Origin of the sequence: Enterobacter cancerogenus, assembly GCF_019047785.1 — a bacterium.
GTDB lineage: Bacteria > Pseudomonadota > Gammaproteobacteria > Enterobacterales > Enterobacteriaceae > Enterobacter > Enterobacter cancerogenus.
The window spans coordinates 409421-427212 of the sequence record NZ_CP077290.1; the positions used below are offsets into that span (position 1 = coordinate 409421).

The 17792-nt window shown below is 62.6% G+C and carries 1 pseudogene; it reads right to left on the bottom strand.

Annotated features, from left to right (window positions below):
- Positions 1–103: 103 nt before the first annotated feature.
- Positions 104–17734 (bottom strand): annotated as a pseudogene (locus I6L58_RS01940) (Ig-like domain-containing protein); the annotation flags it as partial.
- Between the last annotated feature and the right edge of the window lie 58 nt (positions 17735–17792).

Sequence of the window (17792 nt, forward strand, 5' to 3'; positions counted from 1 at the left end):
CCTTTACGGAATGATTAAAATTCGAACACTTGTTAAACGAGCCGGCAAATAATCGGTTTAACTGCACGCAACGCGCGGCGGGGATCGCTCCCCGCCGCATCGTTTAGGCAATTAACAGCTGATGGTTCGCCAGCAATGTCGCCAGGTCGGTTTGCACCCCGTTCAACGTCACAAGCGTTGTGGGCGAGAAATTGCCGCCGGTACCGTCCAGGTCAACCTGGATCTCGGTATTGCTGCCGTTTTGCACCACACGGATGTAGTCGGTGATATTGCCCGCGCTGCTGTCCAGCGTCGCCACGCCGTTCACATAGCTCGCCGAGCCGGTGCCGGTATAGCCGCTACCGGAAAGCAGATCGCGCAGATCGATACGATCCGTGTCCGCTGTCCCCTCCCAGGTCCCTACGGTGAAGCCGTTCACCACGTCGCTGCCGTTTCCGCCCGTGGCGTCCGACGCGTTGATCAGCTTGTAGAGCAAGGTGTCGTGACCGCCGCTACCGATGTTGAAGGTGTCGTTGCCGCCGCGTCCTTCGAACTGGTTATCACCGCTGTTACCGGTGAACACGTCGTCGTGGTTCGAGCCTGCAACCCCTTCAATATTCACCAGCGTCGCGGTGTTGAAGCCGGTGTTTTGCGCCGTCGTCAGCCCCAGATTCACGTTTACTCCCGTGCTGGCATTGATGTAATCCACCACGTCCATACCGCCGGTGCTGCTCCAGGTATCGTGATCGGACGTCGTCGACCAGCCGCCGGAGCCGTTGTAGGTATAGGTACCCGCTTCGGCAACGAAGGTGTCGTTATAGCCCGTCCCGACAATCGTCCCGCTGTGGCCTCCGGTGGCGGCTTCTGCGGTCAGCACGTAGCCTTCCTTACCGTTGCCCGCTTCCAGCCCGTCCCAGGTGACGTTACTGGAGACGCCGTTGGTCGCCCGCACCAGCACCGCGTGGTAGGTCTCATTGGCGTCCAGGCCGTAGAAGCTGATCAGCGACGAGGAGTCGTTAATCCCCATCCCCGACTGCGCGTTCAGGATCTGGCTGGCGACCAGCTGGCCCGCAGAGTTGTACAGCTGAACGGTGTTGCCAAAGAAGGCGTTGATCCCTTCGCTGTCGACAATCTTCAGATGCATGGCCGTACCCGGCGCAACGGTGTTGGTGTTGCGCTCCAGGATCACGCTGCCGTTCTGGCGGAAGATCAGCAGATCCTGCGCGCCGTCCCAGTCGTAGTCGAGCCGCGCCGCGCCGGACACCTGCGTGGAGGTGGCAGTGCTGAACTTCGACGCCGTGAAGCTTGCCGAGCCCGGCATGCCATCGTTGGTGTAAAGCCATGACTGCCCGCTGTTGGCCAGCTTGATGATGTCCATCTTGCCGTCCATGTTCCAGTCCACCGCCACGCTGACGTTACCGACGAATTTGTCCGTGGTCGCGGTGCCCACCGCGGTGCCCGCCAGCAGGTTGCCGGTGCCGTCGTTCAGCATCAGCACGCCGCCCTGATCGGTGCCGCTGGAGGTGCGGTACATGCTCATGTACAGATCCATGTAGCCATCACCGTTGAAGTCGCCCCAGGTCATGCTGACGGCGTTGGTCGCCGCGCCAGACCCGTAAGCGCTGTACATGGTGTTGATGAAGTTCTGCCCCCAGGTAAAGGACCCGTCCCCCTGGTTGAACATCGTCGACAGCGCGTAGTAGTTGTTACCGTTAGTAGTGTGCTGGGCAATATCCACCTTACCGTCGTTGTTTAAGTCAACGCCGGAGGCTTCAATCAGGCTGTTGTAGTTACCCACCGTCGAGCCGGACACAAAGTTGACGTAGGTCCCGGACTTCGAGCTACCGACCAGCGTCCCATTGTTGTTCAGCATAAAGGTGCTGGAGTCCGGGCCGCCCGCATCGCCGACCACGAAGTCCGTGTAACCGTCACCCTGAATATCAATCGCCACCACCGCGCCGTACCAGACCAGCGCCCCAAAGCCGCTGAGCGAAGTCGAGGTGTAGGTGCCGTCGCCATTGTTAATCAGCTGCTGCATGTAGCTGTAGTTGGTGCTTTCGGCCAGGATGTCGTTCAGACCGTCACGGTTGATATCCGCGTACGTACCGGAGGTGTAGGTTCCGGTCATCGTAAAGTTGCTTCCCACCGTCCACGAGTTGCGGCTGTCGGCATTCGCCGACGCGATTTGCTGGTTCGCCGTAACCGTCCACAGCCCGTCCGAATCCAGCATGTAGCTCGCAGCGTTCGATGAGCCTGAGCTGGTCGTCGTGAAGCCCAGCGTAATCGCCTCATCATTACCAATCACGAGGCTTCCCGTGGTGGTGCCGGTCGAGTTGCCGTTGCCCGCGCTGCTCTTCACCTGCGCCGTCACGTCATAGCTCTTCACGCTCAGTGCATCGCTGTCCGGGATTTGCAGATACCAGGTGTTATTGTCCGGGTCGACCACCACCGCGCCGCCCGCTTCGGAGGTGTAGGTTTTACCGTTGACGGTAACGACCAGATATTCCCCGTTGGTCAGCACCGCCGACACGGTACCGTTCAGAATCGGCGTCGTGTCCGGCGTCGTCTGGGCGGCAATGGTCGCCGTGGTGGTCGGAATGCTGGTATCGACCTTCAGCACAAAATCATTCGAGTCGGTGTAGTTCCCCGCCACGTCGGTAATACGCAGAACGTAGTTATGGTTACCGTCGCGCAGACCGCTGTCCTGGAAGTACCAGCTGGTCGCGCCGTTCATGGTGACCTGGCCCAACAGGACCCCGTCGCGATACAGCTGCGCAATTTCACCGGCCGCCAGCCCCTGGTTCAGGGTGCCGCTGATGAGCGGCGTGGTATCATCCGTCGAGACGTTTTCACCAAAGACCCCGGTACGCTCGCCGTCGGTATCGGTATAGCTGACGATCGTGCCCTTCGTCACCGGCGGCGTGGTGTCTACCGTCACCACCTGCTGTGCGGTTGAGCCGACGTTGCCTGCCTGGTCAATGATGCGCACCTGATAGGTGTAATCATTGTCGGTCAGCGTGCGGGTATCGGTATAGCTCCACTGGGTATGGTTCACCGTAACGTCGATCCAGGTTGCCCCGCCGTCCAGGCTGATCTGCACCCGTTCATCGCTGCGCAGCTCGCTGCCGAGCGTGCCGCTCACCGTCAGCGAGGTATCGTTGGTGATGAAATCGCTGCCGGACTGCCCGGTATCGTCACTGATGGCATCAATGGTGATGCCGTACTGCGGCGCTTTGGTGTCCACGGTCACCACCTGCGAGGTGGTTGCTCCGACGTTGCCCGCCTGATCCACCACGCGAACCTGATAGTCGTGATCGCCATCGGCGAGGGTGCGCGTATCGGTATAGCTCCAGCTTGTGCCGTTAACCTTCGCGTAAACCCAGGTCGTGCCGCCGTCGAGGCTAACCTGTACGTACTCATTGTTGCCCAGCGCCGCGCCGAGCGTGCCATTCAGGGTGTACGACGTTTGGCTGGTCAGGAAGTCGTTATCATCAAAACCGGTATCGACGGTGATGTTATCCACGGTCACGGTGATCGCCGCGTCTGGCGCAATGGTATCCACCGTCACCTGCTGGTGCGCAGATTCGCCTACGTTGCCGGCCGCATCAATCACGCGTACCCAGTAGTCATAGGTCTGGTTACCCAGCGTGCGGCCATCGACGTAATACCAGGTCTTACCGACCACGGTCACGTTCTGCCAGGTGCTGCCGCCGTCGAGGCTGATCTGCACGCCTTCACCGTCGGCCAGCGTCGCGCCCAGCGAGCCGTGCAGCGTCAGCGAGGTGTCATTGGTCACGAAGTCGCTGTTGCTCAGGCCCGTATCATCACTGATGCTGTCGATAGAGACGGTTTTGCTGGCGTCCGGTGCCACGGTATCAATGGTCACCACCTGACTGGTGGTGGCACTGATATTGCCCGCATCGTCGATCACCCGCAGCTGGTAGTTGTAGTCGCCGTCGGCCAGGGTGCGACCATCGACGTAGGTCCAGGTCAGCCCGCTGACGTTCACATCAATCCATGTCGTTCCGCCGTCAATGCTGATCTGCGCGTGCTCGCCGCGGCCCAGCGCCGCACCGAGCGTCCCGTTCAGCGTGATTTGATTATCACTGGTGATAAAGTCGCTGTCGGACAGCCCGGTATCCTGCGTCACGGCATCCACGGTGATGGTGGTTGCCGCCGGCGCGGTGAGATCGACCACCACATCCTGGCTGTCGGTTGCGCCGACGTTGCCCGCGTTATCGATAACCCGTACCTGATACTGATAAGTGCCGTCGGTCAGGGTGCGGCCATCGGCGTAGCGCCAGGTCGTGCCGGTGACGGTCAGGTCTATCCAGGTGACGCCGCCGTCGAGGCTGATCTGCGCCTTCTCGTTGTTGCCGAGTTGCGCGGTCAGCGAGCCGTTAACCACCACGTTTTTGTCGTTGGTGATGAAATCACTCGCGCTCAGGCCGGTATCGTTTTGCAGCGAATCAATGGCAATCCCCATCGACGGCGCAGTCAGATCCACGGTGACCGTGCGATCGTCGCTGGCGCTGTTGCCGATGGCGTTGCTGACCTGCGCATGGATGACGTAAGAGCCGCCATCTGCCAGGGCGGTGACGTCCGCGCTGCCCAGGGTATAGCGCCAGCTTCCATCCGACTGCACGGTGGCAGTATAGGTTTTGCCGTTAAGCGTCAGGGTGACCGTCTGTCCCGCAGGCGCGTCGGTCGTACCGCTGATCACCAGCGGCGTGCCGTGCTCGGCGGCATTGACGATATCGTCCTGCGCAAAGGCGTTGATGCTGATGGTAGGCACATCGCCGTTCAGCGTCACGTCGTGCGTTGCGCTGCCCGGGTTACCCGCCTTATCGCTTACCGATGCGGTAACGGTGTATTTCCCGTCGCTCAGGCCGAGGAAATCCCGTCCCGGCACAAATACCGACCACTTCCCGTCGGCATCCACCGTTGCCTGATAGCTGTGACCGTTAAAGTTGACGGTCACCGTCTGGCCCTGTTCCGCCGTGGTGGTGCCGCTAATAGTCTGGCCCGCCTGCTGTTCGCTGTTATTGACGATATCATCGCCTGCAACGGCACTGATGGTGACGCTCGGTGCCACGGTATCTACCGTCAGGCCGTGGGTGACCTGACCGCTGTTACCGGCTTTATCACTCACCGACGCGGTGACCGTCAGCGCGCCCTGGCTGAGGGCGGCCAGATCCGCCGCCGGGACATTCAGCGTCCAGCTGCCGTCGTTCGCCACGGTAGTGGTATAGGTTTTGCCCCCGAGCGTAACGGTGACGGTCTGGCCTGCTTCCGCGCTGGATGCGCCTGTTACCGTCAGCGGTTGCTGCGCTTCTGCCGCGTTCAGAACGTCATCCCCAGCGATCGCGCTAATGCTGATCACCGGTGCGGTGGTGTCTACGCTGATGTTGTGGGTCGCCGAGGCGCCGTTCCCCGCGTCGTCCTGCGCAGAGACGGACACCTGATAGTGTGACCCATCGGCCAGCGCGCCCACGTCGGCCGCCGGAACCGTCGTCGTCCAGCTCCCGTCGCTTTGAATGGTCGCCGTATAGCGCTTGCCGTTCAGGGTAACCGTCACCTGCGTGCCGCTGGCGAACTGCGCGCTGGAGCCGCTAATGACCAGCGACGTGCCCGCTTCTGCGGCGTTGATCACATCGTCGACCGCGAGGGTGTTGATCGTCAGCGCCACGGCTGCGGTATTCACAACCACGTCATGCGTCAGGGTGCTGCTGTTTCCTGCGCTGTCGGTAAGGGTTGCACTGATGGTTACTTTACCGTCCGCCAGGGCTGAGATGACGCTGGCTGGAACGCCCACGCTCCATTTGCCGCTGGCGTCAACGGTGGTGGTGTACTGACTGGAACCTAACGTGATGACCAGCTTGTCGCCGACGTTTGCCCCGGTCGCCGTCCCGCTGATGATCTGCGCCTGGCTATGTTCCGTGCTGTTGATGATGTCATCGCCCGCCACGGCGTTGAAGCGAATCACCGGCGGCGTAGTATCCAGCGTAACGGCTTTGTTCGCACTGCCCGGGTTACCCGCAGCATCGCTTACGCTCACCTGCACGGTGTAACCGTTGTCGGCCATGGCAGAGAGATCGCCCGCTGGCACACTGACGCTCCACACGCCGCCCTTCTGAACCTGCGCGGTGTAGCTCTTGCCGCCGAGCGAGACGGTCACCGTCTGCCCGACCTCTGCTGTTGTGGTGCCGGAGATCGCCACACCAGCAGCCGCTTCGCTGCTGTTGATCACGTTATCGCCCGCGACCGTATCGATAGTGACGGTTGGCGCGGTAGCATCCACGCTGTACTCGCGGCCTGCGGACGCGCCGTTGCCGTTCACATTGCTGACGCTCACCTGCACGCTTGCATCACCATCTTTCAGGCCTGCGAGATCGGAGGACGGCACGGTCGCGGTCCAGTTGCCGTCGGCATCCACTTTCGCGGTGTAGGTTTTGCCGCCGAAGGTAATGGTTACGGTCTGGTTCTCTTCAACGTTCACGGTACTGCCGGAGAGCACCAGATCCGCGCCTTTCTCTGCGGCGTTAATCACGTCGTCAGAGGCAATAGCATCGATGCTGATCGCCACGGTGGCGAGATCAACGGTCACATCATGGCTGATGGATACCGGGTTGCCCGCCGTGCTCTGGCCTGCAACGCTCACGGTAACCTTGCCCGCAGGCAGCGCACTCACGTCGGTAGCCGGGATCGCCGCGCTCCATGAGCCGTCGGCCAGCACGGAGGCTGCGTAGTCTTTGCCATTTACGGTGACGGTCAGCGTCGTGCCCACCGCCAGCCCGTCGCTGGAGCCGGTGACGATCAGGTTCTGACCGTGCTCGATGCTGTTGATCACGTCGTCGCCCGCCACGATGTTCACGCGCAGGCCCGGCAAATTCGCGTCGATGGAAATCTCACGCTCGCCGGAACCGGTGTTGCCGTGGCCGTTAGTCACGCTTGCGGTAACGGTTAAATCACCGTTGCCCAGCGCGGTCAGCACATCAGCAGGCACCTTCACCGACCAGCTCAGATCGCTCTGCACGGTGGCGGTGTAGCTCTTGCCGCCAAGGGTGACGGTGACGGTATTGCCCGCTTCGGCATTCGCCACCCTGCCGGTAATCGTCTGACCTGCCGCCACTTCGGCGGCGTTGATGATGTTATCGCCCGCCACGGTATTTACGGTGACGGTCGGCAGCGCGGTGTCGACCAGCAGTTCGGCCGTGTTGCTGACGCTGTTGCCCACGCCGTTGGTGGCGTTTGCGCTCAGGGTGTAGTTTGCTTCGCCCAGCGCAGCCAGATCCGCCGCCGGAACCGTCAGGCTCCAGGCCCCGCTGGCCGCCGTGGTGGCGGTATACTGTTTGCCGTTCAGGGTGACGGTGACCGTGGTCCCTGCTGCCAGGTTGGCGCTGGTGCCGCTCACGGTCAGATCCTGTCCCTTCTCCACCGCGTTCAGGACGTTATCGCCGCTCAGGGTGTCGAAACTCACCGACGGCAGGCCGGTGTCCACGGTCACGTTATGGGTGCCGGTCCCGGTGTTGCCCGCCGCATCGGTGACTGACGCAGTGACGGTCACGGTGCCGTCGCTCAGGCCGGAAATCACGCTGGCAGGTACGCCCACGCTCCAGTTGCCCGCCGCATCCAGCACGGTGGTGTAGGTCTTGCCGCCAATCGTCACGGTAACCTTGTCGCCCGCCGCCGCGCCGGTCGCGGTGCCGCTGACGATCTGCGCCTGGCCGTGTTCCGTCGCGTTAATCACGTCGTCGCCCGCAATGGCGCTGATGGTCACCACCGGAACGGTGACGTCCACCGTCAGGTTGTGATCCACGCTTGCCGGGTTACCCGCCTTGTCGCTCACGGACGCGGTGACAGTGACGCTGCCGTTGCTGAGCGCGCCGACATCTGCGGCCGGAACGTCCAGGGTCCATGTGCCGTCGGCCCCGACCTTCGCGGTGTAATCCTTGCCGTTGAGGCTCACGGTCACCGTCTGCCCCGCTTCGGCGGTGCTGGTGCCGGAGACGGTCAGGTCAGACTTCGCTTCTGCCGCATTCAGGATATCGTCTGCCGCCAGGGTGTTAATGGTCACGGACGGCGCGGTGGCATCCACGCTGTACTCGCGGCCTGCCGACGCGCTGTTGCCGTTTACGGTGCTGACGCTCACCTGCACGCTGGCGTCGCCGTCCTTCAGGCCTGCCAGATCGGCAGACGGCACCGTTGTGGTCCACTTGCCGTCGGTATCCACTTTGGCGGTGTAGATTTTACCGCCGAAGCTCACGGTGACGGTTTGCCCGGCTTCAACGTTGGTGGTCTCGCCGGAGAGCACCAGATCCGCGCCTTTCTCTGCGGCGTTAATCACGTCATCAGAGGCAATGGCGTTGATGCTGATCGCCACGGTGGCGAGATCAACGGTGACGTCGTGGCTGATGGCGATAGTATTACCCGCCGCGCTGTCGCCGGAGACGCCAATCTTCACGGTGCCTTCCGGCCACGCGCTCACGTCCACGGCAGGGATTGCCGCGCTCCAGGTGCCGTCTGCCAGCACGGTCGCGGCGTAGGTTTTGCCATTAACAGTGACGGTCAGTGCCGTACCCACCGCCAGCCCGTCGCTGGAGCCGGTGACGATCAGGTTCTGGCCGTGCTCGATGCTGTTGATCACGTCGTCGCCCGCCACGATGTTCACGCGCAGACCCGGCAAATTCGCGTCGATGGAAATCTCACGCTCCCCGGAACCGGTGTTGCCGTGGCCGTTGGTGACGGTCGCCTTCACGCTCAGGCTGCCGTTGCCCAGCGCGGTCAGCACGTCCGAAGGCACTTTCACCGACCAGCTCAGATCGCTCTGTACGGTGGCGGTGTAGCTCTTGTCGCCAATCGTCACGGTAACGGTATTGCCCGCTTCGGCATTCGCCACCCTGCCGGTAATCGTCTGACCTGCCGCCACTTCGGCGGCGTTGATGATGTTGTCGCCCGCCACGATATTTACGGTAACGGTCGGCAGCGCGGTGTCGACCAGCAGTTCGGCCGTGTTGCTGACGCTGTTGCCCACGCCGTTGGTGGCGTTTGCGCTCAGGGTGTAGTTTGCTTCGCCCAGCGCAGCCAGATCCGCCGCCGGAACCGTCAGGCTCCAGGCCCCGCTGGCCGTCGTGGTGGCGGTATACTGTTTGCCATTCAGGGTGACGGTGACCGTGGTCCCTGCTGCCAGGTTGACGCTGGTGCCGCTCACGGTCAGATCCTGTCCCTTCTCCACCGCGTTCAGGACGTTATCGCCGCTCAGGGTGTCGAAACTCACCGACGGCAGGCCGGTGTCCACGGTCACGTTATGGGTGCCGGTCCCGGTGTTGCCCGCCGCATCGGTGACTGACGCAGTGACGGTCACGGTGCCGTCGCTCAGGCCGGAAATCACGCTGGCAGGTACGCCCACGCTCCAGTTGCCCGCTGCATCCAGCACGGTGGTGTAGGTCTTGCCGCCAATCGTCACGGTAACCTTGTCGCCCGCCGCCGCGCCGGTCGCGGTGCCGCTGACGATCTGAGCCTGGCCGTGTTCCGTCGCGTTAATCACGTCGTCGCCCGCAATGGCGCTGATGGTCACCGCCGGAACGGTGACGTCCACCGTCAGGTTATGATCCACGCTTGCCGGGTTACCCGCCTTGTCGCTCACGGACGCGGTGACAGTGACGCTGCCGTTGCTGAGCGCACCGACATCTGCGGCCGGAACGTCCAGGGTCCATGTGCCGTCGGCCCCGACCTTCGCGGTGTAATCCTTGCCGTTGAGGCTCACGGTCACCGTCTGCCCCGCTTCGGCGGTGCTGGTGCCGGAGACGGTCAGGTCAGACTTCGCTTCTGCCGCATTCAGGATATCGTCTGCCGCCAGGGTGTTGATGGTCACGGACGGCGCGGTGGCATCCACGCTGTACTCGCGGCCTGCCGACGCGCTGTTGCCGTTTACCGTACTGACGCTCACCTGCACGCTGGCGTCGCCGTCCTTCAGGACTGCCAGATCGGCAGACGGCACCGTTGTGGTCCACTTGCCGTCCGCGCCAACCTGCGCGGTGTAGCTCTTGCCGCCGAAGGTAATGGTTACAATCTGATTTTCTTCCACGTTCGCCGTGCTGCCGGAGAGCACCAGATCCGCGCCTTTCTCTGCGGCGTTAATCACGTCGTCAGAGGCAATGGCGTCGATGCTGATCGCCACGGTCGCAAGATCCACGGTCACATCGTGATTGATGGTCACCGGGTTGCCGGCGCTGCTTTGCCCTGCAACAGTGATCGTAAGTTTGCCCGCGGCCAGCGCGCCCACGTCCGCCGCCGGGATTGCCGCGCTCCAGGTGCCGTCTGCCAGCACGGTCGCGGCGTAGTCTTTGCCGTTAACGGTGACGGTCAGTGCGCTACCTACGCTCAGGCCGTCGCTTGAACCGGTGACGATCAGGTTCTGGCCGTGCTCGATGCTGTTGATCACGTCGTCGCCCGCCACGATGTTCACGCGCAGACCCGGCAAATTCGCGTCGATGGAAATATCGCGCTCCCCGGAACCGGTGTTGCCTACGCCATTGGTCACGCTGGCGGTTACGGTCAGATCGCCGTTGCCCAGCGCCTTGAGATCGTCCGCGCTAACGTCAACCTTCCAGGACAAATCGCTCTGCACGGTGGTGGTATAGGTTTTGCCGCCCACGGTCACCGTCACGGTGTTGCCCGCTTCGGCGTTGATGACTTTCCCGCTGATGGACTGACCCGCGCTGACTTCGCCCGCGTTGATCACATCATCCGTTGCGATGGCATTGATGGTCACGCCAGGCAGCACGGATTCAACGGTCACGGTATGCGACGCGCTGCCACTGTTGCCCACAGCGTCCGTCGCCGACGCGGTAACGGTATACAGGGCTTCACCCAACGCACCGACCTGTTCAGCAGGAACGGTGGTTGACCATTTGCCGTTCGCGTCTACCGTCGCGCTGTAGGCTTTGCCGTTCAGCATCACCGTGACGATCGCCCCCGTCGCCAGACCGGTCGCCGTTCCGCCGATGACCAGATCCTGCGTCTTCTCGGCGCTGTTGATCACATCGTCATCGGAGACGGTGTCGATGGTTAGCACCGGCGCGGTCAGGTTAACGTTAATGTCGTGGGTTTCGCTGTCGCTGTTCCCCGCCTTGTCAGTGACGGAGGCGGTAATGGTGTAATCCCCGGCGACCAGGGCGCCAACGTCGGCAGCCGGAACGCCAATGGTCCACTGACCCGCCGCATCCAGGGTCGCGGTGTAGGATTTATTGTTGATGGTCACGGTCACCACGTCGCCCGCCGCCGCGCCGGTCGCGCTGCCGCTCACGGTCAGTGCCTGACCGTGCTCGACGCTGTTGATCACGTCATCACCGGAGACGGCGTTGATGGTGAGCTGCGGCACGGTGGTATCCACCAGCACGTCGCGCGCGGTGGAGGCCGGGTTGCCCGCCTTGTCCGCCACCGAAGCCCCGATGGTGTAGTTGCCGTCGGCCAGCGCGCCGACATCCGCCGCCGGGACGTCCAGCGTCCAGGTGCCGTCTGCGCCGACGGTGGTGGTCCAGGACTTGCCGCCAAGGGTGACGGTCACCTTCTGGCCCGCTTCGGCATTGCTGGTGCCGTGAAGGGTCAAATCGGACTGCGCTTCTTGCGCGTTGATGATGTTGTTATCGCTGACGTTTTCGATGGAAACCGTTGGTGCGGTAGCGTCCACGCTGTACTCACGGCCCGCCGAGGCGCTGTTGCCGTTCACGTTCGTTACGCTCGCCTGCACGCTGGCGTCGCCGTCTTTCAGCCCCGCCAGGTCGGCGGACGGTACGGTTGTGGACCATTTGCCGTCGGCACCGACCGTGGCCGTGTAGCTCTTGCCGCCGAAGATGATCGTCACGGTCTGGTTCGCTTCCACCTGGGTGGTGGTACCGGAGAGCACCAGATCCGCACCTTTTTCCGCCGCGTTAATCACGTCATCAGAGGAAATGGCATCGATGCTGATCGCCACGGTCGCCAGATCCACCGTCACATCGTGGCTGATGGACACCGGGTTACCCGCCGTGCTCTGACCGGCGACGCTCACGGTGACTTTCCCTGCCGCCAGCGCGCTCACGTCTGCCGCAGGAATGGCCGCCGCCCAGGTGCCGTCTGCCAGCACCGTTGCGCCGTAGGTTTTGCCGTTAACGGTCACGGTCAACGCTGACCCGGCGGTAAGCCCGTCGCTGGAGCCGCTGACGATCAGGTTCTGGCCGTGCTCGATGCTGTTGATCACGTCGTCGCCCGCGACGATATTGATACGCAGACCCGGCAGGCTGGCGTCAATGGTGATATCGCGTTCAGCCGTGCCGGTGTTGCCATGGGCGTTAGTCACGCTGGCGGTCACGGTCAAATCGCCGTTGCCCAGCGCGGTTAAGACGTCGGAGGGCACCGTCACTGACCAGCTAAGGTCGTCCTGAACCGTGGCCGTATAGGTTTTGCCGCCAAGGGTAATAGTGACAGTGTCACCGCTTACCGCACCGCTGACCTTGCCGCTTACGGCCTGGCCCGCCGCCACTTCTGCAGCGTTGATGATGTCGTCGGTAGCGATAGCGTTGAGCGTGACTTGCGGCAGCGCGCTGTCGACCAGCAGGTCGTGGCTGGCGCTTGCGCCGTTGCCCGCGCTGTCGGTCACACTTGCGGTCACGGTGTACTGGGCTTCACCCAGCGCAGAAACGGCAGAGGCCGGAACGGTGACGCTCCAGTTGCCGCTGGCATCAGTGATGGCCGTGTAGTTGATCCCGTTCAGGGTAACCGTAATGGTGGTGCCGTCCGGCTGGTTGCTGGTGCCGGACAACTGCAGATCCTGACCTTTTTCAGTGGCGTTAACCACGTCATCGCCCGCGAGGATGTTGATGGCGATAACCGGGGCGGTCAGGGAGACGTCAATCTCATGCGTCGCGCTGGCGCTGTTGCCCGCTTTGTCGGTCAGGGTCGCCGTGATCGCATGGTCGCCATTGCCCAGCGCGCCCACGTCGGCGGCCGGAATGCCGATGCTCCAGTTACCGGAGGCATCCAGCATCGCTGTGTAATCTTTACCGTTGAGGGTCACGGTGATCGCATCCCCCGCCTGCGCGCCGGTAACGTTGCCGGAGACAATCAGCGCCTGGCCGTGTTCAGCGATATTGACGATATCGTCTTCCGCCACCACGTTGAAGCTGATGTGCGGCACGGTGGTGTCGACCAATACTGTGGTTTGCGTGCTTGCCGGGTTGCCCGCTTTATCGGAAACGGTTGCCGTCACCGCAGCATTGCCGTCGGTAATACCCGCCATATCCGCCGCTGGCACGTTGAGCGTCCAGCTGCCGTCCGTCTTGACCTGCGCGCTGTACGTCTTGCCGTTGAAGGTAACGGAGACGGTCTGGCCCGCTTCGGCCGTAGAGGTGCCGCTCAGGGTGAGATCCTGCGCGGCCTCTGCCGCATTCAGAATGTTGTCGCTGCTGACGGTGTTAATCGTCACCGTCGGCGCGGTGGCATCCACGCTATATTCCTGCGAGGAGGTGGCGGCGTTGCCGTTTACGTTTGTCACGCTGACCTGTACGCGGGCATCGCCGTCCTTCAGGCTGGTGAGATCTGCCGCCGGCACGGTGTAGGTCCAGTTGCCGTCGGCATCCACGCGGGTAGTGTAAGTTTTCCCGCCAAACGTCACCGTCACGGTCTGCCCCGCCTCAACGTGCGTGGTGGTCCCGCTTAGTACCAGCTCCTGTCCCTTCTCCGCCGCGTTCAGCACGTTATCCGCCGTCACGCTGTTGATGCTGATCGCCACTGGCGCGAGATCGACATCCACAACCGTTCCGATAGTGACCGGGTTGCCGGAGGTATCCTGTGCGCTGGCGCTGATGGACAGCTGTCCGTCCGCCCACTGCGAAACGTCTGCTGCAGGCACCGCTGCCTGCCAGGTGCCATCCGCCTGTACCGTTGCCGAATAGATTTTGCCATTGATGGTGACGGAAACCGTACCGCCCGCCTGCAGATCGGTACTGCTCCCCGAGACGATAAGGTTCTGACCATGCTCGATGATGTTAATCACGTCATCGCCCGCCACGGGATCAATACGCAGGCCCGGCAACTGGGCGTCGATGGTGAAATCGAGTGAAGCAGAGCCGGTATTGTCGTGGGCGTTTGTTACGCTTGCCGACACGGTCAACTCGCCGTTACCCAGCGCGGTTAGCTGTGCTGCGCTTAACGGCAGGCTCCAGGTGAGGTCGTCCTGCACGACGGCGGTGTAGGTTTTTCCGCCCAGCGTCAGGGTGACGGTATCGCCCGGCGCAGCGTTTGCCACGCTGCCCGTCAGGGTTTGACCCGCCGCCACTTCCGCCGCGTTAACGATGTTATCCCCGGCCAGGGTGTTGAGGGTGACCACCGGCAGCGAGCTGTCCACCAGCACGTCATGGCTGGCAGACGCGCTGTTGCCCACGCTGTCGGTGACGCTCGCCGTCACGGTGTAGGTGGCTTCGCCCAGCGCGCTCACCGCAGAGGCGGGCACGGTGACGCTCCAGTTCCCGCTGGCATCAGCCACTGCGGTGTAGTTGACTCCGTTAAGGGTAACAATAATCGTTGTGCCTTCCGGCTGGTTACTGGTCCCGGAGAGCTGCAGATCGGCCCCTTTCTCGGTGGCGTTAATCACATCGTCCGCCGCCAGGGTGTTAATGCCGATCGCTGGCGTGACGGTATTTACGATCACCTCCAGCGAGCTGCTGCCGGTGTTACCCGAGCGGTCCGTCACGGAGACGTCAATGGTCACGGTACCGTCCGCTAACCCCTGTACGACGGAGGCTGGCAGGCCGAGGCTCCAGTGACCCGCGGCATCCACCACGGTGGTGTAGTTCTGGTTATCAATTTTAATGGTCACCACATCGCCCGCTGCCGCGCCCGTCACGGAGCCGCTCAGGATCTGCGCCTGAGAATGCGCCACGTGGTTAACGGTGTTGGTGCTGGTCACGAAATCATTGATGGTGACCTGCGGCACGGTAGCATCCACCAGCCCAACGCGATCTACGCTGCTGCTGTTGCCCGCCACATCGCTTACGCTTGCCGTCACCGTCACGGTGCCGTCTGCCAGCGCACCGACGTCGGCGGCCGGGACGCTGAGCTGCCAGGTGCCGTCGCTTTTGACGGTGGTCTGCCAGGTTTTACCGTTCAGCGTCACGGTCACCGTCTGGCCCGCTTGCGCATCGCTGGTCCCGCTCAGCAGCAGATCCTGCTGTGCTTCAGCGGCGTTGATGATGTTGTCGTCGGTCAGGTTATCCAGCGTAATGGATGGCGGTAACGTATCTACCGTCACCACGCGCGACGCGTCGGCACTGTTGCCGTTGACATTAGTCACGCTGACGCTCACCTGCGCGCGCCCGTCGATCAGCGTCTCCATGGCGCTGGCGGGCACGGTCAGGCTCCAGCTGCCGTCCTGCTGCACCTGGGCAGTGAAGGTCTGGTCGGCGAATTTCACCACCACGGTCTGCCCGGCTTCCACGCCCTGCGTCTGGCCGGAGAGCGTCAGGTCGGCCCCTTTTTCGGCCGCATTGAGCATGTCATCGCTGGTCACTGAATCGATGGTGACCGCCACGGCGTTAAGGTCCAGTTCAATGGGACGATCGGCAGAAACGGTGTTGCCCCAGGCATCTTCCGCGCTGGCGTGCACGGCGATATTTCCGGCCTTCCAGCCCTGAAGATCGGACGCTGGCACGCCAATTTGCCAGCTCCCGCTGGCGGTCACCACGGCGGCGTAGTCAACGTTGTTGATGGTCACCACGATCTTCGTCCCTTCGGCCAGATGGGTGCTGGCGCCGGTGACGGTCAGATCGTGCTGCTGCTCAATGGCATTAATCACATCATCGCCAGAGATGGTGTTGACGCGAAGGCCCGGCAGCTCCGCGTTGATGCTGATATCACGCTCGCCGGTCCCGGTGTTGCCGTGGCCGTTGGTCACGGAGGCGGTGAACGTCAGGTTGCCGTCACCAAAGTTGGTAAGATCGGCTGACGGAACGGTCACGCTCCAGGTCAGATCGTTGCCCACCGTCGCGGTGTAACTCTTGCCGCCGACGCTAACAGAAACCGTATCCCCCGCCGCCGCGCCGGTGACGCGCCCGCTCAGGATTTGATCAACCGCCGCCTCGGCGTTATTCACCCGGTTATCGCCTGCAAAGGTGTTGATGATCACCTGCGGCAGTACGGTATCGACCAGCAGGTTCGCGCTTGCAGAGCCGCTGTTGCCCACGCTGTCGGTACCGCTGACGCTCACGGTGTACAGGGTATTCGCCAGGTTCAGCACGTCCGTCACCGGGACCTGCACCGACCAGATGCCATTAGTCACGCTGGTCTGATAGTCAACGCCGTTAAGCGTTACGGTGATGACGCTGCCGTTCGGCAGATTGCTGGTGCCACTCATGCTCAGCGGCTGCATCGCCTCCCGGGCATTCAGCACGTTATCCTGGCTGATGGCATCAAGGGTGAATTCTGGCGGGTTGCCGCTCAGCGTAATGCCGTGCGTCGCGCTGCCGGTATTGCCTGCGGCATCGGTAACGGAAACCGACACGCTGTGTTTCCCTTCACCAAGCGCACCGATAACCGATGCCGGTACGCCCACGCTCCAGCTGCCGTCGGCCTGAACCACGCCGGTAAAGGTCTGGCCGCCTACGGTTACCGTGACGACGTCGCCCGCTGCCGCGCCGTTTGCATGGCCGGAGACGATCTGTGCCTGTGCCTGCTCGCTGGTATTCAGAACGTCGTCGCCCGCCACGGTATTGATTGTCACCACGGGAGCTGCGGTATCCACGCTGAAATCAGCCGTGGTGGTGGTGCCGTTCCCGGCTTTATCGCTGACGTTGACCGTCAGGGTGTGGTCGCCATTGCCAAGCGCCTTGACGTCACTGGCAGGCAGGGTAACGGACCATGTGCCGTCGCTTCCTACCGTAGCGGTATGGTTTTTGCCGTTTAGCGTGACCGTCACAATCTGGCCCGCTTCCGCACTGGTTTTTCCGGTCAGCGTCAGCGCCTGATTGTGCTCAGCCGCATTGATGATGTTGTCATGCGCGAGGGTATCGACGGAAAGCGTCGGCGCGGCGGTATCCACGCCAATCGTCTGGCTGCCGGTCACGGTATTTCCCGCCGCGTCTTTGCCGCTGACGCTCACCGTCCAGGTGCCGTCGCCCAGCGCCTTTGCGTCTGCCGCAGGCACTTTTACGCTCCATGCGCCATTGGCTCCAACCTCGGTGGAATAAGTTTTGCCGTTCAGGGTCACGGTCAGGCTGGTGCCCTGCGCCAGATTTTTGCTGGCACCGGACAGGGTAAAGCCCGCCGCCTGTTCACTGGCGTTGATCACGTTATCACCCGCCGTGGTCGCCAGGGTCAGGCTCGCGTCTGCGGTGGAGACGGTCACGGTGATGCTGCCCGCAGAGGTCGTTTTACTGCCATCGATCTGCACGACGGACCAGGTATGTTCCCCGTCGGTCTGCGCAGGCAGTTTTACCGTCCAGGTACCGTCTTTCGCCACCATCGCGCTGGCAATGGTGCTTCCGCTACTGTCTTTAATCTGAATGGTTGCGCCAGGCTGGCCGGTGCCGCTGAAGGTTGGGGTGTTATCATCCGTGACCTCTTTTGCACTCAGCACACCCTGCTTGTCACCCGCTTTGTCCGTCACCATAAAGGTCGGCGTTGCGCTCTCTACCTCTTTGGTGTTGTCGATGACGCGGGTTTTGGTTTCACCGTCCCCGCCATGCGCCAGCAGGGCACCTAATGCCCCCCCGCCGAGCGCCGCGCCCGCAATCCAGCCCCACGGCGCATCGCCGAGCACGCCGCCCTGCTCCATGAAA